The following is a 20121-nucleotide window of genomic DNA, read 5'->3' on the forward strand; positions in this document are numbered from 1 at the left end:
TATGAATACGTTATTCGATGCCATCAAAGAAGCTCATCAGGTATTACGCCCACAAGTGAGAGTGACGCCATTGGAATATAGCCCGCTGTTGTCCCAACACAGTGGCTGTGAAATTTATCTCAAATGTGAGCACCTACAACACACCGGTTCTTTTAAATTTCGCGGTGCCAGCAACAAACTGCGTTTACTCACTGACGAACAGCGCCAACTGGGCGTAATCACCGCCTCTACCGGTAACCATGGACAGGCCATGGCGCTGGCTGGGAAGTTGGCCGGGGTGAAGTCCACTATTTATGCCCCCGAGCAAGCAGCTGCCATCAAGTTAGAGGCTATCCGCGCCTTAGGTGGCGACATTGAACTGGTTCCCGGTGATGCATTAAACGCGGAACTGGCGGCAAGTCAGGCCGCACAGCAGCAGGGTAAAGTCTATATTTCTCCTTATAACGACAAGCAAGTTATTGCCGGGCAAGGCACCTGTGGCATGGAGATGGTTGAGCAACAACCTGATCTTGATGCTGTTTTTGTTGCAGTTGGTGGCGGTGGCCTGATTTCTGGTATCGCGACAGTGTTGAAGAAACTCTCTGACAAAACACAGGTGATTGGTTGTTGGCCAGCCAATGCAACCAGCATGTATACCTGCCTGGAAAAGGGCCAGATTCAGGAAGTCGCGGAGCAAGCAACATTGTCTGATGGCACAGCCGGTGGCGTTGAGCCGGGGGCCATAACCTTTGCGCTTTGCCAGCAATTAATCGACCAAAAAGTGTTGGTGAGTGAGGAGGAAATCAAAGATGCCATGCGTTTGATTGCCCGCACTGACCGCTGGATGATTGAAGGTGCCGCAGGCGTGGCCTTAGCTGCAGCGCTGAAACTGGCACCGCAGTGGCAAGGCAAGAAAGTGGCAGTGGTGTTGTGTGGGAAGAATATCGTGTTGGAAAAATATTTAGGGGCAGTCAGCGAATGATTATTCTCAATAAGCAACAGATTCTCGACAAGTTCGATGCTGATGCCATCACGTTACTACTCAAAGAGGGGTTTATTGCTTTTAGCCAAAAACAGGTACAAATGCCCCCAGTGCAGCATTTGCTGTTTGAGCAGGCTAATGGCGATTGCTGTATTAAAAGTGGCTATTTGCAAGGCGACAGTCTCTTCGTAGTAAAAGTCTCAGGAGGGTTTTATCATAACCCTGCTCAGGGTCTTGCCAGTAATCAAGGGCTGATGATGGCGTTTTCTGCACAAACCGGTGAGCCACAAGCCCTACTACTGGATGAAGGCTGGCTAACGGCGCTGCGCACAGCACTGGCCGGGCGCATTGTGGCTGAACTTTGTGCGCCACAAATGATCAGCGCCATAGGCATGGTCGGCACTGGCATGCAGGCACGCTTACATCTTATGTACCTGAAAAATGTCATTTCATGCCGCCAACTATGGGTTTGGGGGCGCAGTGAAACGGCATTAGAGGAATACCGGCAATATGCTCAAACCGAAGGTTTTGAGGTCAAAACCACGTTAGATGCTTCAGAGCTCGCCCGTCACAGCCAGTTTATTGTCACCACCACACCCAGCCGGGAAGCTATTTTAACTGCTGCAGATATTCAGCCTGGCACTCATATTACTGCCGTCGGTGCCGATGGTGCGGGTAAGCACGAGTTGGCTGCTGAATTAGTGGCAAAAACCGATAAGATTCTGGTGGATTCATGGGCGCAATGCACTGAATTTGGTGAGGTTTCTCAGGCATTCCAACAAGGGCTTTTGGCGCAACATGCCTTGACCGAGATCGGGGCTGCGTTAACGCAACATCTGCCTTTCAGAGAAAATGATCAGCAGATAACCTTAGCTGATTTAACCGGCTTAGGCATTCAAGATGTACAAATAGTGAAAGGAATTCTGAAATAGCCCACTACCGTTATTTTAGCTAATTCCTTTATTTTAGGCCGATAAACTCTATTATCGGCCTCGGTTTTATATCCATCACTTTTCAATATAACTCATTGAATTACTTCGTGAAGTCGCAGTATTGAAAAACACGGATTAAGATAATTAGCCCCAACGCAAAATGCACTGAGGTTTTATCTTCTTAGCTAAAGAACATATTTCTCAATTGCCATAGCTACACCATCTTCAGTATTGGTACCAGTCACAAACTGCGCTATCTCTTTTAGCTCAGGGATTGCATTGCCCATCGCGACACCCACACCGGCGTAATTAACCATGGCGATATCATTGCCCTGATCACCCAACGCCATGATATTCGCCTGTGCGATACCTAAATGCTCCGCCAGCATCTTCACGCCAGTTCCCTTATCAACCCGTTTACTCAAGATCTCTAGGTAAAAAGGCGCACTTTTCATGATGGTGAAACGCTCAAAAGCCTCGGCTGGCATCATCTCCAAAGCACGGTCCAGTTTTTCTGGCTCATCAATCATCATCACTTTCGGGAAACGTAATGTCGGGTCCATCTCTTCTACCGCCCGATATTTCAATGGAATACCCGTTAACATCACTTCGTGCAGCGTATATTTGCTGATGTCTTTGTTCGCGGTATATAAAGTATCAAAATCAAAAGCCTGAAAACTCACCCCCATTTCGCGCGATAAGGCTTCAAAATAACGGTAATCGTCAAAACTGATCGTTTCTTGCAAAATACACTCACCGGTTGCGGCTTTTTGCACCAATGCACCGTTGTTAGTGATGCAATAATCGCCACTGCCTTCCATATTGAGTTCGCGCAAATAACGTTGGACACCGATATAAGGACGACCGGTTGCCAAAACCACACAGACCCCTTTCTCACGGGCAGCGGTAATCGCCTGTTTTACCCGCGGGGTAACTTCATGCTGTGGATTCAGCAGCGTGCCATCCATATCAATAGCGATCAATTCAATAGCCATAGGTCCTCACATTTATTTAGCCAATATTCCATGCTAACGCGATTCAGCGATCAGATTCTAGTGAGTCTGTGCGCCGCATCAGTATCACAGAGAGCGAAATCTTAAATAGAGCCCTCTACGAGCAAAAAAAAGCCCAGACGCAGTTTTCTGCTCTGGGCTTTTTGTTAATCAATAACCTGTCTGATCAATTAGATATCGATGTTCGCTGCACGCAGCGCATTCTCTTCGATAAAGGCACGACGAGGTTCAACCGCATCACCCATCAGGGTAGTGAATAGTTGGTCAGCCGCAATGGCATCCTTAACCATCACACGCAACATACGACGACCTTCTGGATCCATCGTGGTTTCCCACAATTGTTCTGGGTTCATTTCACCCAAACCTTTATAGCGCTGGATTGCCAGGCCACGACGAGACTCTTTCACCAACCAATCTAGCGCACCTTCAAAGCTGGAAACCGGCACACGGCGATCGCCACGTTCAACAAAGGCACCCTCTTCAATCAGGCCACGCAGCTTGTCACCAAGCAGACAGATTTTGCGGTATTCGCCACCGTGAATGAAATCAAAGTCCAATTCATAATCAGTATCTACACCGTGGGTACGGATACGTAATATTGGCTCGAACAATTGACGCTCACGGTTTTCACGCACTACAGCGCTGTAGCTGCTGCCGTGTTGCTCTTTTTCATTCAGCAAGGCCACCAGCGACTCAATCCACTGCGTCACAACTTCTTTATTGCTTAGCTCTTCTTCTTGCAGCGTCGGCTGATAAATCAGGTTATTCAGCAAAGCACGTGGATAACGGCGTTCCATACGCGCGATGGTTTTCTGTACGCTGTAATGTTCAGCAACCAGTCGCTCTAACGGCTCACCGGACAGTGCAGGTGCATGTTCATTGATGTGCAGTGCTGCCCCATCCAATGCCAATGTCATCTGGTACTGTTCCATAGCATCATCATCTTTGATGTATTGCTCTTGCTTGCCTTTCTTCACTTTATACAATGGCGGCTGAGCGATGTAGACATGGCCACGCTCAATAATTTCCGGCATCTGGCGGTAGAAGAACGTAAGCAGCAAAGTACGGATGTGAGAACCATCCACGTCGGCATCGGTCATGATAATGATACTGTGATAGCGCAGTTTGTCCGGGTTATATTCATCCCGGCCAATACCACAGCCCAGTGCAGTAATCAGTGTGGCGACTTCTTGTGAAGAAAGCATTTTGTCAAAACGCGCTTTCTCGACGTTCAGAATTTTACCTTTCAGCGGCAAAATCGCCTGGTTCTTACGGTTACGGCCTTGCTTAGCAGAGCCGCCCGCGGAGTCCCCTTCCACTAAGTAAAGTTCGGACAATGCCGGATCACGTTCCTGACAGTCAGCTAGCTTGCCTGGCAAGCCGCCTAAGTCCAGCGCCCCTTTACGACGTGTCATTTCACGGGCTTTACGCGCCGCTTCACGGGCACGGGCCGCATCGATAATTTTACCAACCACGATTTTGGCGTCGGTTGGGTTTTCCAGCAAATACTCAACCAGCTTCTCGTTCATCAGCGTTTCAACCGCTGTTTTCACCTCAGAAGAAACCAATTTATCTTTGGTCTGTGAGGAGAATTTAGGGTCTGGCACTTTCACCGAAACTACGGCAATCAGGCCTTCACGAGCATCATCACCCGTCGCACTGATTTTCGCTTTTTTACTGTAGCCTTCTTTATCCATGTAGCTGTTCAGGGTACGGGTCATTGCCGTACGGAAGCCCACTAAGTGAGTCCCGCCATCACGCTGAGGAATATTGTTGGTGAAACAGTAAATATTTTCCTGGAAACCATCATTCCACTGCAGGGCCACTTCTACGCCAATATCATCTTTCATGGTGGAGAAATAGAACACTTTTGGGTGGATCGGGTTTTTGTTTTTGTTCAGATACTCAACAAACGCTTTGATACCGCCTTCATAATGGAAGTGGTCTTCTTTGTCGTTACGTTTGTCTCTCAATTTGATTGAAACCCCGGAGTTCAGGAACGACAGCTCGCGCAGGCGTTTAGCCAGGATTTCATATTGGAATTCGATGTTATTGGTGAAGGTCTGGAAGCTTGGCCAGAAGCGCACGGTAGTCCCGGTTTGATCGGTTTCACCCACCACTTTCAATGGTGCCTGCGGCACACCCATTCTGTAAGTCTGCTCGTGAACTTTACCTTCACGGCGGATCACCAGCTCCAGTTTTTCAGACAGAGCGTTAACAACTGACACACCCACGCCGTGCAAACCGCCGGAAACTTTGTACGAGTTATCGTCAAATTTACCGCCAGCATGCAACACGGTCATGATGACCTCAGCTGCCGATACCCCTTCCTCATCATGCATACCGGTTGGGATACCACGACCATCATCCTGTACAGAAACGGAGTTATCCGAATGGATAGTCACCACAATTTCTTTACAGTGACCAGCGAGGGCTTCGTCGATAGCGTTGTCCACAACCTCGAATACCATGTGGTGCAGACCGGTACCATCATCAGTATCACCGATATACATGCCCGGACGCTTACGAACCGCATCCAGCCCTTTTAATACCTTGATACTTGAGGAGTCATAAGTATTCGACATCAACGTTTCTCGCTCATTTTTAATCCTGTGGTTGAACCTCTATTTTGCCATGTTCCACGCGGAACATCTTGCCCTTTTCACCTACCATGTCAGTCACTTGTTCAGCACTTACTGCGCTGACAAAAACCTGTGCCTGGGTAGCTTTCAAACGCTCGGCCAATAATCGACGACGGCCGGTGTCTAATTCGGAAGCAAAATCGTCAAGCAGATACAGGCAACGCCGCCCGCTCTGTCGGGTGAGAAACTCACCCTGCGCTAACCGCAGTGCGCACATCAGCAATTTCAACTGACCACGCGATAGCAAATCTTCTACCGGCGTACCATCGGCCCGAATGCGGAAATCCGCTTTATGTGGCCCGACAGCGGTATAGGTTAGCGCTCTGTCACGCTCAAACTGGCGTTCCAGCAACTCACCGTAGTCACTCTCTTTATCCCAGCCGCGCTGGAAAGAGAAACTCAAGGCGAACTCTGGCAGGAACAGAGCGCATGTGGCTGAAATATCTGCCGCAATTGCATCACTGTATGCCGCCCGCCACTCACTAATACGCTCAGCCAGTGGGATAATTTCCTGATCCCAAGCCCGGATTTGCGTATAGCGACTAACCTGGCGCAGCGCGGCGTTGCGCTGCTTAAGTAATCTTTTCAGATTGCTCCAGGCCGTAAAAAAACCGGGTTCGTTATGAAAGCAACCCCAGTCTAAAAAAGCGCGCCGAAACTTCGGCCCACCATTCAATAACGTAAAACCCTCAGGGGTAATCAGTTGCATCGGCAGCATTTGCGCCAATTCAGCCACTTTATGTCCATCAGTGCCATCAATGCGCACTTTGGTATCACCCTGCCGGCTTTTGCTCAATCCCACGGACGATTCACGCTCGTTAGCATCAACCCGGCCATGTAAGACAAACTCGGCACATTCGTGACGTATCACACGGCCAGCTTGCAAACTACGAAAAGCACGTCCATGACCAAGGGTATAAATCGCCTCCAACACACTGGTTTTACCACTGCCGTTGGGGCCGACTAAAAAATTAAAACCCGACGCCAGCGCTAAGTCTGCCGATTCAATATTGCGGAAATCTTTTATCAGTAAACGCGTCAACGCCATGAAACTGCTTCTTATTCTTATAATCTAAGGCGATATCGCCTTATTTTTGATCAAGGGCGTTATCGTCGCAGGCCATGTGCGTGCGGCCAGCGCACAGTACCCGGAGCGTACATAAGTACGTGAGGAGTACGAGCACTGACCAATCGCACAAGGGCAAGTAAGATAGCCCGATAAATACTACAGACGCATTGGCATGACAACATAGGCCGCAGCCTGACTATTACCATCTTCAATCTGCACGCTGGAGACCGAATCAGTCAGTAACAGGCTGACATCTTCACACTTGAGTGCATTAAGCACATCAAGCACATAGCTGACGTTGAAGCCGATCTCCATTTCCGCCCCATCGTAGCTAACATCGAGAATCTCTTCCGCTTCTTCCTGTTCAGGGTTATTAGCGGTGATCTTAAGCTGGTTTTGGCTAACATACAGCCGTACACCACGAAACTTCTCATTGGACAATATTGCCGCTCGAGCGAAAGCCTGTTTCAGCAAATCGCAACTTGCTTTCAGCGTTTTGTCGGGATTCTTCGGTAATACCCGACGATAATCAGGAAAACGACCATCAACCAGCTTAGAGGTGAAAATGAAGTCACCAACATGTGCGCGGATATTATTACTACCGATTTGCAGGCGTAGTGGTGTGTCACCGCCATCCAGTAACCTAACCAACTCCATCACACCTTTACGCGGCACGATCACCGAATGTGAAGGTAGCGTCTGGCCTACTGGCATCGAACAAACGGCCAAACGGTGACCATCGGTTGCGACAGTACGCAATTCTTCACCTTCAGTCTCAAACAGCATGCCATTCAAGTAATAGCGCACATCCTGATGAGCCATTGAGAACTGAGTAGACTCAATCAGACGCTTCAGGGTTGCCTGCGGTAAAGTGAATTCAACTTCACTCTGCCAATCATCCAAATTTGGAAAATCTGCTGCAGGCAGAGTGGATAGCGAGAAACGACTACGGCCTGAACGCACCAGTAGGCGATCGCCATCCAACGCAACGGTAATTTCTGCACCTTCCGGCAAACCACGCCAGATATCAAAAAACTTCCGGGCGGGCACAGTGGTTGCGCCCTGAGTATGGGGCTGAGACAGCGCCACGCGCGCAACCATCTCCATTTCCAGATCGGTACCAGTCAGCAGCAAAGAACCTTCCGTGACTTGCAGCAACAAGTTACCCAAGATTGGCAACGTAGGACGTCCACCCAGCGGGCTACTGACCTGTTGCAGCGGTTTTAGCAGATGCTCACGTTCAATGATAAATTTCATAGCGCTAGGAGGATAATGTTCTGATTAAGTTAGAGAAATCTTCTTTGATGTCGTGGCTTTCTTCACGCAATTGCTCAATCTTGCGGCAAGCATGCAACACCGTGGTATGGTCGCGGCCACCAAACGCATCGCCGATTTCAGGCAGGCTGTGGTTGGTTAGCTCTTTCGCCAGCGCCATCGCCATTTGGCGTGGACGGGCCACCGAACGGGAACGCCGTTTGGAGAGCAGGTCAGCGACCTTAATTTTATAATATTCAGCAACCGTCTTTTGAATATTATCGATAGTAACCAGTTTTTCCTGCAATGCCAGTAAGTCACGCAGAGCTTCACGAACAAAATCAATGGTGATTGCTCGCCCGGTAAAATTGGCATTGGCGATCACACGATTCAATGCCCCTTCCAGCTCACGCACGTTGGAACGCAGACGCTTGGCAATAAAGAACGCAACCTCACCCGGCAAGCGAATATCATTTTCATCCGCTTTCTTCATCAGTATCGCGACACGGGTTTCCAGCTCTGGTGGCTCAATTGCCACCGTGAGGCCCCAGCCAAACCGCGATTTCAGACGATCTTCTACCCCATTGATCTCTTTTGGATAGCGATCTGAGGTCAAAATGATCTGCTGATTGCCTTCCAGCAAAGCATTAAAGGTGTGGAAAAACTCTTCCTGGGAACGCTCTTTATTGGCAAAGAACTGAATATCATCGATTAATAATGCATCAACCGAACGATAATAGCGCTTAAATTCTTCTATTGCGTTGTTTTGCAAGGCTTTAACCATATCTTGCACAAAACGCTCCGAATGCATATAAACCACTTTGGCATTGGCTTTACGAGCCATAATGCCATTCCCCACAGCATGTAACAGGTGAGTTTTACCCAAGCCTGTACCGCCATAAAGGAACAAGGGGTTATACGCACCACCCGGATTATCCGCAACCTGACGCGCTGCAGCACGAGCCAGTTGGTTAGATTTACCTTCAACAAAGTTATCAAATGTGTGTTTAGGGTTCACATTCGAACGATAAGAAAGTTCAGGCTGAACCGGTGAACTGTCCCAACTCGGACGCATAGGTGCACTGCGGGTAACCGGAGCAACAGGCGCGCTAACACTGGCTGTAACTGGATGACTCTGTGCTCTTACCGTCGGTTTACTCCCTACTTCAAAACGGAGTAAAGGAACCTCGGCACCACAGAAGTCATTAAGTAAGCCATTGATATTGTTTAAGTACTTATCACGAACCCAGTCCAGTACAAAACGATTAGGTGCGTAAAGCGCCAGAGTATTGTCACTCAGTTCCGCCTGTAGGGGGCGTATCCACATACTAAATTCTGTGGCAGGTAACTCATCCTGCAATCGGGCAAGACACTGCTGCCAAAGCGAAAGTGACACGGCGGACTCCACTCGAACAAGATCAATAAAAGAAAGAAATCAGGATTTTTTGTAACTCATCGTTTTTGACACACGCCAATATGGCCTGTAGCAAGCCAAAGTGACATGCGAACCGTTTTTCGGTTGTTTTTACGACTCGCATCCCCCTATGATCCTGGAGTAGTGATCCCAGAGTAGTGGATGCGATCGGAATGGCGGATCATAGCGCAAAAGGAGCAATAGATCCTCCCCTTCCTCACAGATTAGATCCTTTTTATCCACAGGACATAACTTCTGTTGGGAGTGTAGCCTAGCGCACAGCTTTTCGTGCCCTTCATCGTCAATGATCCCGAAACATTTCAGAATAAACTGAAGTCGCCTTCCCCTTTTCTGTCAACTGATCCTCATTAATCTTTTAAGGATCACGCGGCGATCCTTGCGATTTATTCGGGAGTCCGTATAATCCTCAGCCCTACGTGTGATGCCTGATCTCTTGATGGTCTTGGCCAAAAAGAAACCAGCGGTGAACACGGACAGGCTCTTGGTAAACTCCCGATACAGAAAACTTCTGTGCGGGCGGGCGCAATGTCAATTGACTCAGGACTGTACAATTATTACAATCCCGCTTCTTTATATGTTGCGATTGAGGCGTCGGTGTCTTCACTCCGAGCAGCCAAACGCGTTTACTGAATCAGTAATTATTTTAAGTTTAGGTAGAAATCGCTATGAAACGCACTTTCCAACCGTCCGTATTGAAGCGCAACCGTAGCCACGGTTTCCGTGCTCGTATGGCCACCAAAAATGGTCGTCAAGTTCTGGCTCGCCGTCGTGCGAAAAGCCGTTCTCGTCTGACTGTTTCTAAGTAATAAAAGCTAACCATCTAAGTGGTTAAGCTAGCATTTCCTAGGGAGTTACGTTTGTTAACTCCCAGTCATTTTACTTTCGTCTTCCAGCAGCCACAACGGGCTGGCACGCCGCAAATCACCATCCTCGGCCGCCTGAACGAGCTGGGGCATCCCCGCATTGGTCTCACCGTCGCCAAAAAACATGTCAAACGTGCTCATGAACGTAATCGGATAAAGCGCTTAGCACGCGAAAGCTTCCGTTTGCATCAGCATACTTTGCCATCAATGGATTTTGTCGTTTTGGTGAAAAAAGGTGTGGCTGACCTCGATAACCGTGCGTTGACGGAAGCTTTGGAAAAATTATGGCGTCGCCACTGTCGCCAGGCTCCCGCATCCTGATCGGGCTAATCAGGGGCTATCAGCTCGTGATTAGTCCGCTGTTGGGGCCGCGTTGTCGTTTCCATCCGACATGCTCTCATTACGGAATTGAGGCATTGAGCCGGTTTGGTATGATAAAAGGCAGTTGGTTAACACTGAAACGCGTATTAAAATGCCACCCTTTGAACCCAGGTGGCGATGATCCCGTGCCGCCGAAACCCGACGATAACAGAGAACACTAACGATGGATTCGCAACGCAATCTTCTACTCATCGCTCTGCTGTTCGTGTCTTTCATGATCTGGCAAGCCTGGCAAGTGGACAACAGTCCTCAGCCAGCCGCTCAGACCACGCAACAGACTGCGAATACTGCTACCGGTGATAAAGCAAGCCAGGCTGTGCCAGGCAGTGGTCAGGGTCAACTGATTACTGTAAAAACTGATGTGCTGTCTCTGACCATTAATACCCGTGGCGGTGACATCGAGCAGGCTAACCTGCTGGCTTACCCGGATGCTCTGGGTTCAGACAAAACTTTCGAATTACTGGAAACTACCCCAGCTTTCATTTATCAAGCACAAAGCGGCTTGACAGGTAAAAGCGGTCCGGACAATCCAGCTAACGGTGAGCGCCCGTTGTTTGAGGTGCCTCAAACCAGCTTTATATTAGCTGATGGCCAAGATGAACTGCGCATTCCATTGACCTTCACCGGCAAAGACGGCTCTGTTTTCACCAAGACATTTTTGCTGAAACGTAATGATTACGCCATCGGCGTCGATTATCATGTTAAAAATGCCTCTGAAGCTCCGCTGGAACTGACTCTATTTGGTCAATTGAAGCAAAGCATCAATTTGCCTAAGCACCGTGATACCGGCAGCAATAACTTTGCGCTGCATACCTACCGTGGTGCGGCATACTCTTCTGATGAAACTAAATATAAAAAATATAGCTTTAGTGATATCGAAGACAAAAGTCTGGAAATAACCACCAAAGGTGGCTGGGTAGCGATGTTGCAGCAATATTTTGCAACCGCGTGGATCCCGACAGCTAACGAAACCAATACCTTCTACTCCGCTGATTTAGGGAATGGTCTGGCTGCGATCGGCTTTAAAGGTACACCTGTTGTCATTCAACCAGGCGAGCAGAAACAACTGGGAGCAACCTTATGGGTGGGCCCAGAAATTCAGGACAAAATGGCAGCCATTGCGCCACATCTGGACCTGACTGTTGACTATGGTTGGTTATGGTTTATCTCTCAGCCACTGTTCAAACTGTTGAAATTCATTCACAGCTTTGTCGGTAACTGGGGCTTCTCCATCATTGTAATCACCTTTATCGTGCGTGGTATCATGTACCCGCTGACTAAGGCGCAATACACCTCGATGGCGAAAATGCGTTTGCTGCAGCCTAAACTGGCCGCCATGCGTGAGCGTATCGGTGACGATAAGCAGCGTATGAGTCAGGAAATGATGGCGTTGTACAAAGCTGAGAAAGTTAACCCGCTGGGTGGCTGCCTACCGCTGGTCATTCAGATGCCAATCTTCCTGGCGTTGTACTACATGTTGATGAGTTCTGTTGAATTGCGCCATGCGCCATTCATCTTGTGGATTCATGACCTGTCAGCACAAGACCCGTACTACATTCTGCCAATTCTGATGGGTATCACCATGTACTTCATTCAGAAGATGTCACCGACTACCGTGACTGACCCGATGCAGCAGAAGATCATGACCTTCATGCCGGTCATCTTCACTGTATTCTTCCTGTGGTTCCCGGCAGGTCTGGTACTGTACTATATCGTCAGTAACCTGGTGACCATCCTGCAGCAACAGTTGATTTATCGTGGTCTGGAAAAACGTGGTTTACACAGCCGCGACAAGAAAAAATCGTCTTAATATGATAACTACCCAAAGTCATTGGAGTGACGGCTAGGCAGCAAACGAATAAATCCCGATGGGCTGATACTGGTCAGTGATTCGGGTGACAAATCTGCCGGGAGCAGCCAACAACGCTGTAACTTCAAGAACGAAGGGTATAGGGCGGTCAATATGACCGCCTTATTCTTTTAGAAGAGAGAAATAACCATGAGCACCACTGACACTATCGTGGCACAAGCAACGCCCCCTGGCCGTGGTGGCGTTGGCATTTTACGTGTTTCTGGTCGTGCTGCCGCCACCGTCGCGCAAGCCGTGTTGGGTAAATTACCCAAGCCGCGCTATGCCGATTATCTGCCTTTTAAAGATGTCGATGGCAGCATATTGGACCAAGGTATTGCTCTCTATTTTCCCGGCCCGAACTCCTTCACTGGCGAAGACGTGTTGGAGCTGCAAGGTCATGGCGGCCCAGTCATACTGGATTTGCTATTAAAACGCATTCTGGCCCTTCCAGGGCTGCGGATTGCCCGCCCAGGTGAGTTCTCTGAGCGCGCATTCTTGAATGACAAACTGGATTTAGCGCAAGCTGAAGCCATTGCCGACCTAATCGACGCCAGCTCAGAGCAAGCAGCACGCTCGGCAGTGAACTCATTACAGGGTGCATTTTCTGTCCGGATCCATCAATTGGTGGAAGCACTCACTCACTTGCGAATCTACGTCGAAGCTGCCATTGACTTCCCGGATGAGGAAATTGATTTCCTGTCAGATGGCAAAATTGAAGGTCAGTTAAACGGTGTCATGGCCGATTTGGAGCAAGTACGCACAGAAGCCCGTCAAGGCAGCCTACTGCGTGAAGGGATGAAAGTGGTTATTGCTGGCCGTCCCAATGCCGGTAAATCCAGTTTACTCAATGCGTTAGCTGGCCGTGAAGCCGCGATTGTCACTGATATTGCCGGAACAACTCGTGATGTATTGCGCGAACATATTCATATCGATGGAATGCCACTGCATATCATTGATACTGCAGGATTACGTGAAGCCAGTGACGAAGTTGAACGGATTGGTATCGAACGGGCCTGGCATGAGATTGAGCAAGCGGATCGCGTGCTATTTATGGTTGATGGCACCACCACTGATGCCACTGAGCCGTCGGCAATCTGGCCAGAATTTATGGCGCGGTTACCCTCGTCTTTACCAATAACAGTGGTGCGCAATAAAGCCGATATTACAGGTGAAACCTTGGGTTTAACCGAAGTAAATGGTCACTCACTAATCCGTTTATCAGCACGAACTGGCGAAGGTATTGATCTGCTGCGTAACCATCTGAAGCAGAGCATGGGCTTTACCAGCAACACTGAAGGTGGTTTCCTGGCTCGCCGCCGTCATTTGCAAGCGCTGGAAACAGCCGCACAGCATCTGGTACAGGGCCATGAACAGTTAGTAAGCGCTCACGCAGGTGAGTTATTGGCAGAGGAATTACGTTTAGCACAACAGTCTTTGAGTGAAATTACAGGTGAATTTAGCTCGGATGACTTACTGGGGCGCATCTTCTCCAGTTTTTGTATCGGAAAATGAGTGTGACGCCACAGAGCCAACACAGATTATCGCTAATTTTGATAGTCTTGCTCTCTGGGTCGAAACAATTATGCCCAAAGAACTTGGCGTTGCAGGCAGCAAGCCCCTGCAATATCAAGAATGAAGGGTATAGGCGCTCGAACACTTAACTCTATCTATAAATTGAGGTATCCATGATTATAAAACCACGTGTACGCGGCTTTATCTGTGTGACTGCTCATCCGGCGGGCTGTGAAGCCAACGTCAAAAAGCAAATCGACTACGTCACTGCAGAAGGCGCAATCGCTAATGGCCCAAAACGAGTATTAGTGATTGGTGCGTCAACTGGATACGGGCTGGCAGCCCGCATTACAGCAGCATTTGGTTGTGGTGCCGATACACTGGGCGTTTTCTTTGAACGTGCTGGTGAAGAGGGCAAACCGGGTACCTCTGGTTGGTACAACAGTGCCGCATTCCACAAATTCGCAGAACAAAAAGGCCTGTACGCGAAAAGCATCAATGGCGATGCTTTCTCCGATGAAATTAAGCGCCTGACCATCGAAGCCATCAAACAAGACTTAGGTCAGGTTGATCAGGTTATCTACAGCCTGGCCTCACCACGCCGTACTCATCCGAAAACCGGTGAAGTGTTTAACTCCACGCTGAAACCAATTGGTCATGAAGTGAAGTTCCGTGGTCTAGATACCGATAAAGAAGTGATCAAAGAGGCTGTGCTGCAACCGGCAACTCAAGCCGAGATCGACAATACCGTAGCCGTTATGGGTGGCGAAGACTGGCAGATGTGGATTGATGCGCTGCTGGAAGCGGGCGTGCTGGCTGAAGGCGCGCAAACGACCGCCTTCACCTATCTGGGCGAAAAAATCACCCATGATATCTATTGGAATGGCTCCATTGGCGCAGCCAAGAAGGATCTGGACCAAAAAGTTCTGACTATTCGCGATAACTTATCTGCCCATGGCGGCGGCGATGCCCGTGTTTCAGTACTGAAAGCCGTGGTGACTCAGGCCAGCTCCGCCATTCCAATGATGCCTTTGTATCTGTCACTGTTGTTCAAAGTGATGAAAGAGAAAGGGACTCACGAAGGTTGTATCGAGCAGGTGTATTCACTGTATAAAGACAGCCTGTGTGGCAATACACCACATATGGACCAAGAAGGTCGTCTGCGCGCTGACTACAAAGAGCTTGATCCTGAAGTTCAAAACCAGGTACAGCAGCTGTGGGACCAAGTCACCAACGACAATATTTACCAGTTAACCGATTTCACTGGTTATAAGACCGAGTTCTTAAATCTGTTCGGTTTTGCTGTCGATAGCGTTGACTATGAAGCTGATGTTAATCCTGCGGTAAAAATCCCTAATCTGATTCAGGGCTAACCTCAGGCTTTATTATCAAAAACCCGCTGTGCGCTGTGCAGCGGGTTACTCACCCTCTCATTATTTCCTTTCGTTATACTCGTCTAATACACAATCATCACTCTCTTATGACTATAGTGGATAAGCTAAGGTCATTTTCTTCGTTTACGGATTATCCCTGTAATGTTTGAATAATTTCATTCTTAGTTATTCAGTTTATCGCTAACAGAATAGCCCAGCCTGCAAAAATAACTTTTAATTTAAATATAATGATACAGGGAAATTATGATGAAAATGCATTCATTGGCGATACCATTATTCAGTTTAATTATTTTAACTTCACTGAATGCCCATAGCGAAGAGAAGAAAACTATTAAGCTGGGGTTTAATCCCGGTCCCTATAAAGAACAATTCGAGAAAGGCGTGGCGCCATATTTAATAAAAAAAGGATACAGCATTGAATATAAAGATTTCAATGATGGCATTCAGGTAAATAATGCCGTCAGCACCGGTGAGATTGATGGCAATATCATGCAGCACCCGATTTATCTACAAGCCATCAACGATCGACTACACATTGATAATGCCGGTATTGTTCAGGTACCCACCCCACCAATGGGGTTATATTCAGACAAACACCAAAAGGAAGACAAGCCTAAGGAGGGGGCGTGGATTTCAGTTCCTAATCAGCCATCAAATGAATACCGTGCGGCACTCTTACTGCAATCTATTGGTTGGATAAAATTAAAGGACAAGATTGATCCAGCGACTTTCTCTCAAAAGGATATTGCAGAAAATCCGCATCATTTAGTTATCAAAGAAATGGATAATGCTCAGCAAGTTAGAGCGCTACCTGATGTCGATTTTGGTGCTATTCAAGGCAACTTTGCGGTCTCTAATGGCATAAAACTCACTTCTGCCCTGCAACTCGAAAAACCCACCACTCAATTTGTTAATGTGGTCACTGTTGCCGGAAAGAATAAGAATACAGAGTTTGCCAAAGACATTATTGCTGGGTATCACTCACCTGAATTCAAAAAGTATATTCTAGAAAACGAAAAATATGCCGGTTATATGCTGCCTGATTATCTGAACTAATGGAATAATTTGATGATTGAGCTTCAGCATATTTTCAAAACCTTTGAACGTAAAGGAACCAAACTCCAGGCGCTTAATGATGTCAGTTTAACCATCGATGATGGCGATATATTTGGCATCATCGGTTACAGCGGAGCAGGGAAAAGTACCTTATTACGGATGGTCAATTCACTGGAAAGCCCAACCTCGGGAAATGTAGTGATCGATGGGAAAAATTTGCATGATTTTAGCCCTGAACAGCTTAGGTTGCTGAAAAAAAATATTGGCATGATATTCCAAAATTTTAATTTACTGGAATCAAAGACGGTTTTTAAGAATGTCGCTATGCCACTTATTTTATTAGGGAAAAATAAAAAATTCATTCAGAAGCGGGTTGCTGAGCTTCTGGACTTTGTCGGGTTGGGAGATAAAAGTCATAGCTTTCCTAATGAGCTATCAGGCGGTCAGAAGCAGCGAGTTGGTATTGCACGCGCACTGGCGACCAATCCCTCAATTCTATTGTGCGATGAAGCAACATCATCACTGGATCCGCAAACTACTGCTCACATATTGTTATTACTGAAGAAGATTAATCAGCAATACAATATTACCGTGCTGCTGATTACTCATGAGATGTCAGTTATTCAAAAAATATGCAACAAAGTGGCAGTTATGGAAAATGGCCAAATTATTGAGCAAGGATCCGTATTAACAGTTTTCGGCCACCCCACCCATCCCACCACGATTAATTTTGTTCGTACTGTAATAAAAGACAGCTTACCTGAGAGTGTGAAAAAACTGCTGAATAATAGCCATGCCGGGCGTCAATTCAAGCTAGCTTTTATGGGGACTATCGCCACACAGCCGGTTATCAATCAGTTAATCAAGCAATATGATATTGGCGTCAATATTCTGTTTGCCAACATGTCAGAGATACAGGACACCACGCTAGGCCATATGGTGCTGCTATTAACTGGGGAGAACCGCACCATTGATAGGGCCGTCGTTTATCTGGCGGAGACAGGAATTGATATACAGGAAATAAATTGATGATCGAAACCGCTATTACTCTGGAGCAATTTATCCAGGCACTGCATGACACCTTGGTGATGGTCAGTATTTCATTGGTGATCGGTTCTCTTATTGGTATTCCTTTGGGTATTTTGCTGGTCGTGACCCGTCCGGGAGGGTTAATTAATAATCGTGTTTTCTACAATATTCTTAATCCTGTTATCAATATCATCCGATCACTGCCTTTCATTATTCTGATGGTGGCTATCATCCCTCTTACTCGCCTGATTGTGAATACCACCATAGGGACGCCGGGGGCGATTGTGCCGCTGATTATCTTTATTGCTCCTTATATTGGTCGGCTGGTAGAAAACTCATTGCTGGATGTTAACCCCGGAATTCTGGAAGCAGCAAAATCGATGGGAGCCACTCCGCTACAAGCTATTGGGTATTTTTTGCTACCCGAAGCACTTTCATCACTCATATTGGCACTGACCACAGCGACCATTGGTTTAATTGGGGCGACTGCGATGGCAGGTACTGTCGGTGGCGGCGGGATTGGTGATTTGGCTATCACTTATGGCTATCAGCGCTTTGATACTTTCGTAACGGTGACCACAGCCATTGTATTAATTATTACCGTGCAGTTAATCCAATCATTGGGGAATTTATTTGCCCGTAAAACTCGCCGTGAGTAATTAAAAACCCCTTTTGCGTATCAAAAGGGGTTTCGATTTTTTTTGGCATCAAGGCTATATAATATTAAACCTTAAAGCCGCTGATGACGGTTTCCAATTGTACTGTTTGATCCTGCATGGCTTGTGCTGCCGCAGCCACTTGCTCCACCAGCGCCGCATTTTGCTGAGTTGAGTTATCCAACTGATTAATCGCCAGATTAACCTGTTCAATCCCCAGGCTTTGCTCCTGACTCGATGCCATGATTTCATTCATTAATGCCGCCACATTGGAGACGCCACTCATCAGGTCATCCATCGTGGTGCCAGCATCTGCCACCAAGCCAGTACCAATCGCAATATCAGCCACTGAATCCTCAATCAGCTTTTTAATTTCGCGGGCGGAAGTGGCAGAGCGCTGAGCCAAGTTACGCACTTCGGAGGCAACAACGGCAAAACCACGCCCTTGTTCGCCCGCCCTGGCGGCCTCTACTGCCGCATTCAGTGCCAGAATATTGGTTTGGAAGGCGATGCTATCAATCACACTGATGATATCGACAATTTTCTTCGATGAATGATTGATTGAACCCATGGTATCCACGACTTGTTTCACCACCGTGCTGCCTTTTACCGCAACCGTCGAGGCATCCATTGCCAGTTGGTTGGCATGGCTGGCATTATCCGCATTTTGCTTCACGGTACTGGTTAACTCGTCCATTGACGCGGCGGTTTGCTCAATGGAACTGGCCTGATCTTCAGTACGGGCGGATAAGTCCAGATTACCACTGGCGATTTGACGTGACGCCGAAGCAATAGCCAGGCTGCTTTCACCGACCTGCCGCATCATTTGCTGCAAATAGTCGATAAAATCATTGAAACTTTGGTTAATGGCGTTGAATTCCGGGCTAGTGCTTTGTGGCAAGCGCTGAGTCAAATCAGCCCCCCCAGCAGACAGCGCCGTGATATTCTCTTTCAACACCGCCAAGCGTTTCATAAAGACACGGATAGAAAACACCAAGAACAATAGCAATAACAACATGATGGGGATCTGCACTAACCCCAAGTGCATCAGAATGCTGTGGCTTTGTTTGACCAATAAACTGGTGGGTAAGTCAGTGACTAAATACCACGGGCTATTGGCAATCGGGCGGATAAATAGTGTGTGTGAAGTTCCATCAACATCAAATTCACTTTCCAGTGATTTCTGGTCTTTCATCTGCGCCAGCAACCGCTGTGTCTCTGCAGCCATCGGCGAACTACCGGCAAAATCTGACAGATTTTTTAACTCGGCTTTGCCGTCAGCTAAAGCACTGCTGCCAACAATCTTGCCATCAGCTTCAACAATCAGGATGGTGCCATTCACTTTCTGTTCCATCTCTTTAACCAGGCGGTTAAAGAAACCTAATGTGACGTCAATGGTTGAAACACCATAAACATCGTCACCTTTATAAATCGCCATCGCACAGTTAGTTCTTGGCTGTGGGCTTGCATCATCCTGATAAGCCTTAGCCCAGGCACAGAAGCCTTTAGGTGCATTTAGACCATCTTTATACCAAGGCTGCTCAAAATAATTTTGCGCTTCGGGTGAGTTCCAATGGGTATTAACCGTTAACTTATTTTCTCCATTACGGGCAAAAAAGGTACTGAATTTAATCACCCCTTGCTCACGCTTATTCGGTAATGGCCAAATCCCACCACCAAATACATTACTGTCGCCATATTGATCCACTAACCCAGGTAATAATTGATCGATGGCATTACTGTCCATGATGGCAACAGCCTGTGTAATACTGCGGGCTTGTGCTTCAACTTTATTCATTTGCGCTGTTATGGCTGTCGCGATTTGGTCAACGCTATTGCCAATAATGGTGCTTTCAGATTGCTTAAGTTGTGGTGTCACAAAAAGCTGAATAACCACCACAGTGATTATCAGCAAAAGAATAAAAAACGCACTAACGAGTAAGGTAAATCTGGCTTGAGTGGTTTTTAGCATTATCGTGTCGCTCAATGTAAGAAAGCTGGATAGCTCCAGATCTATTAACGGCATTTCGCGTACAGACTTGATAAGGGAAAGAAATGATTTTTGGGTTCCT

The 20121-nt window shown here is 47.6% G+C and carries 17 protein-coding genes; 11 read left to right on the top strand and 6 right to left on the bottom strand.

Annotated elements, in window-relative coordinates:
- Position 1 precedes the first annotated feature (1 nt).
- Positions 2 to 961, top strand: a complete 960-nt coding sequence (locus tag DJ58_RS09255) for a threonine/serine dehydratase (protein ID WP_004707285.1) — start codon at positions 2 to 4, stop codon at positions 959 to 961.
- Complete coding sequence (locus DJ58_RS09250) at positions 958 to 1893, top strand: ornithine cyclodeaminase family protein (RefSeq protein WP_032910577.1); 936 nt, start codon at positions 958 to 960, stop codon at positions 1891 to 1893. Before DJ58_RS09255 ends, DJ58_RS09250 begins: the two co-directional genes overlap by 4 nt.
- Before the next feature lie 185 nt (positions 1894 to 2078).
- On the opposite strand, the gene yidA is transcribed toward DJ58_RS09250, so the two are convergent.
- From yidA to dnaA, 5 genes are all read right to left on the bottom strand, one after another.
- Positions 2079 to 2888 (bottom strand): sugar-phosphatase, encoded by an 810-nt coding sequence (gene yidA / locus DJ58_RS09245; protein ID WP_004707287.1) that lies wholly within the window; start codon positions 2886 to 2888, stop codon positions 2079 to 2081.
- A 188-nt stretch (positions 2889 to 3076) separates the two neighbouring features.
- Positions 3077 to 5491, bottom strand: a complete 2415-nt coding sequence (gyrB, locus tag DJ58_RS09240; protein ID WP_032913249.1) for a DNA topoisomerase (ATP-hydrolyzing) subunit B — start codon at positions 5489 to 5491, stop codon at positions 3077 to 3079.
- 19 nt (positions 5492 to 5510) lie between these two features.
- Positions 5511 to 6596: a DNA replication/repair protein RecF gene (recF, locus tag DJ58_RS09235; RefSeq protein WP_004707289.1), complete on the bottom strand. Its 1086-nt coding sequence runs from the start codon at positions 6594 to 6596 to the stop codon at positions 5511 to 5513.
- A gap of 177 nt (positions 6597 to 6773) precedes the next feature.
- Positions 6774 to 7874, bottom strand: coding sequence for a DNA polymerase III subunit beta (gene dnaN / locus DJ58_RS09230; protein ID WP_004707290.1), 1101 nt, complete (start codon positions 7872 to 7874; stop codon positions 6774 to 6776).
- Between the two features lie 4 nt (positions 7875 to 7878).
- Positions 7879 to 9267 carry a chromosomal replication initiator protein DnaA gene (gene dnaA / locus DJ58_RS09225; RefSeq protein WP_004707291.1) on the bottom strand — a complete coding sequence of 463 codons (1389 nt, stop codon included), beginning with the start codon at positions 9265 to 9267 and terminating at the stop codon, positions 7879 to 7881.
- A 704-nt stretch (positions 9268 to 9971) separates the two neighbouring features.
- Here dnaA and rpmH point away from each other — a divergent pair.
- The 9 genes from rpmH (at position 9972) to DJ58_RS09185 (ending at position 18052) form a co-directional block, all read left to right on the top strand.
- A complete protein-coding gene (gene rpmH / locus DJ58_RS09220; protein WP_002220736.1) occupies positions 9972 to 10112 on the top strand; it encodes a 50S ribosomal protein L34 in 141 nt (46 codons plus the stop codon).
- Positions 10113 to 10130: 18 nt separating this feature from the next.
- Positions 10131 to 10490 carry a ribonuclease P protein component gene (gene rnpA, locus DJ58_RS09215; RefSeq protein ID WP_005161101.1) on the top strand — a complete coding sequence of 120 codons (360 nt, stop codon included), beginning with the start codon at positions 10131 to 10133 and terminating at the stop codon, positions 10488 to 10490.
- A complete protein-coding gene (gene yidD / locus DJ58_RS22750; protein WP_005161103.1) occupies positions 10454 to 10711 on the top strand; it encodes a membrane protein insertion efficiency factor YidD in 258 nt (85 codons plus the stop codon). The genes rnpA and yidD overlap by 37 nt, the downstream gene beginning before the upstream one ends.
- A gap of 2 nt (positions 10712 to 10713) precedes the next feature.
- Positions 10714 to 12360: a membrane protein insertase YidC gene (gene yidC / locus DJ58_RS09210; RefSeq protein ID WP_032910578.1), complete on the top strand. Its 1647-nt coding sequence runs from the start codon at positions 10714 to 10716 to the stop codon at positions 12358 to 12360.
- Between the two features lie 189 nt (positions 12361 to 12549).
- Positions 12550 to 13914, top strand: coding sequence for a tRNA uridine-5-carboxymethylaminomethyl(34) synthesis GTPase MnmE (gene mnmE, locus DJ58_RS09205; RefSeq protein ID WP_004707295.1), 1365 nt, complete (start codon positions 12550 to 12552; stop codon positions 13912 to 13914).
- Between the two features lie 173 nt (positions 13915 to 14087).
- Positions 14088 to 15287, top strand: coding sequence for an enoyl-ACP reductase FabV (gene fabV / locus DJ58_RS09200; protein WP_004707296.1), 1200 nt, complete (start codon positions 14088 to 14090; stop codon positions 15285 to 15287).
- A 267-nt stretch (positions 15288 to 15554) separates the two neighbouring features.
- Entirely contained in the window at positions 15555 to 16364 is an 810-nt protein-coding gene (locus DJ58_RS09195) for a MetQ/NlpA family ABC transporter substrate-binding protein (RefSeq protein WP_032910580.1), read from the top strand.
- Positions 16365 to 16376: 12 nt separating this feature from the next.
- Entirely contained in the window at positions 16377 to 17393 is a 1017-nt protein-coding gene (locus DJ58_RS09190) for a methionine ABC transporter ATP-binding protein (protein ID WP_032913250.1), read from the top strand.
- Positions 17393 to 18052 carry a methionine ABC transporter permease gene (locus DJ58_RS09185; RefSeq protein WP_004707299.1) on the top strand — a complete coding sequence of 220 codons (660 nt, stop codon included), beginning with the start codon at positions 17393 to 17395 and terminating at the stop codon, positions 18050 to 18052. Before DJ58_RS09190 ends, DJ58_RS09185 begins: the two co-directional genes overlap by 1 nt.
- Before the next feature lie 64 nt (positions 18053 to 18116).
- Here DJ58_RS09185 and DJ58_RS09180 read toward each other — a convergent pair whose 3' ends face one another.
- Complete coding sequence (locus tag DJ58_RS09180) at positions 18117 to 20021, bottom strand: methyl-accepting chemotaxis protein (RefSeq protein WP_004707300.1); 1905 nt, start codon at positions 20019 to 20021, stop codon at positions 18117 to 18119.
- Between the last annotated feature and the right edge of the window lie 100 nt (positions 20022 to 20121).

The sequence above is a fragment of the Yersinia frederiksenii ATCC 33641 genome, assembly GCF_000754805.1.
GTDB lineage: Bacteria > Pseudomonadota > Gammaproteobacteria > Enterobacterales > Enterobacteriaceae > Yersinia > Yersinia frederiksenii.

Excerpts from the sequence above, each read along its gene's own strand:
- yidA (WP_004707287.1), bottom strand. The coding sequence starts at position 2,888 with ATGGCTATTGAATTGATCGCTATTGATATGGATGGCACGCTGCTGAAT.
- dnaN (WP_004707290.1), bottom strand. The coding sequence starts at position 7,874 with ATGAAATTTATCATTGAACGTGAGCATCTGCTAAAACCGCTGCAACAG.
- yidD (WP_005161103.1), top strand. The coding sequence starts at position 10,454 with ATGGCGTCGCCACTGTCGCCAGGCTCCCGCATCCTGATCGGGCTAATC.
- DJ58_RS09185 (WP_004707299.1), top strand. The coding sequence starts at position 17,393 with ATGATCGAAACCGCTATTACTCTGGAGCAATTTATCCAGGCACTGCAT.
- DJ58_RS09190 (WP_032913250.1), top strand. The coding sequence starts at position 16,377 with ATGATTGAGCTTCAGCATATTTTCAAAACCTTTGAACGTAAAGGAACC.
- yidC (WP_032910578.1), top strand. The coding sequence starts at position 10,714 with ATGGATTCGCAACGCAATCTTCTACTCATCGCTCTGCTGTTCGTGTCT.
- DJ58_RS09250 (WP_032910577.1), top strand. The coding sequence starts at position 958 with ATGATTATTCTCAATAAGCAACAGATTCTCGACAAGTTCGATGCTGAT.
- DJ58_RS09255 (WP_004707285.1), top strand. The coding sequence starts at position 2 with ATGAATACGTTATTCGATGCCATCAAAGAAGCTCATCAGGTATTACGC.
- rpmH (WP_002220736.1), top strand. The coding sequence starts at position 9,972 with ATGAAACGCACTTTCCAACCGTCCGTATTGAAGCGCAACCGTAGCCAC.
- fabV (WP_004707296.1), top strand. The coding sequence starts at position 14,088 with ATGATTATAAAACCACGTGTACGCGGCTTTATCTGTGTGACTGCTCAT.
- recF (WP_004707289.1), bottom strand. The coding sequence starts at position 6,596 with ATGGCGTTGACGCGTTTACTGATAAAAGATTTCCGCAATATTGAATCG.
- DJ58_RS09180 (WP_004707300.1), bottom strand. The coding sequence starts at position 20,021 with ATGCTAAAAACCACTCAAGCCAGATTTACCTTACTCGTTAGTGCGTTT.
- gyrB (WP_032913249.1), bottom strand. The coding sequence starts at position 5,491 with ATGTCGAATACTTATGACTCCTCAAGTATCAAGGTATTAAAAGGGCTG.
- mnmE (WP_004707295.1), top strand. The coding sequence starts at position 12,550 with ATGAGCACCACTGACACTATCGTGGCACAAGCAACGCCCCCTGGCCGT.
- DJ58_RS09195 (WP_032910580.1), top strand. The coding sequence starts at position 15,555 with ATGAAAATGCATTCATTGGCGATACCATTATTCAGTTTAATTATTTTA.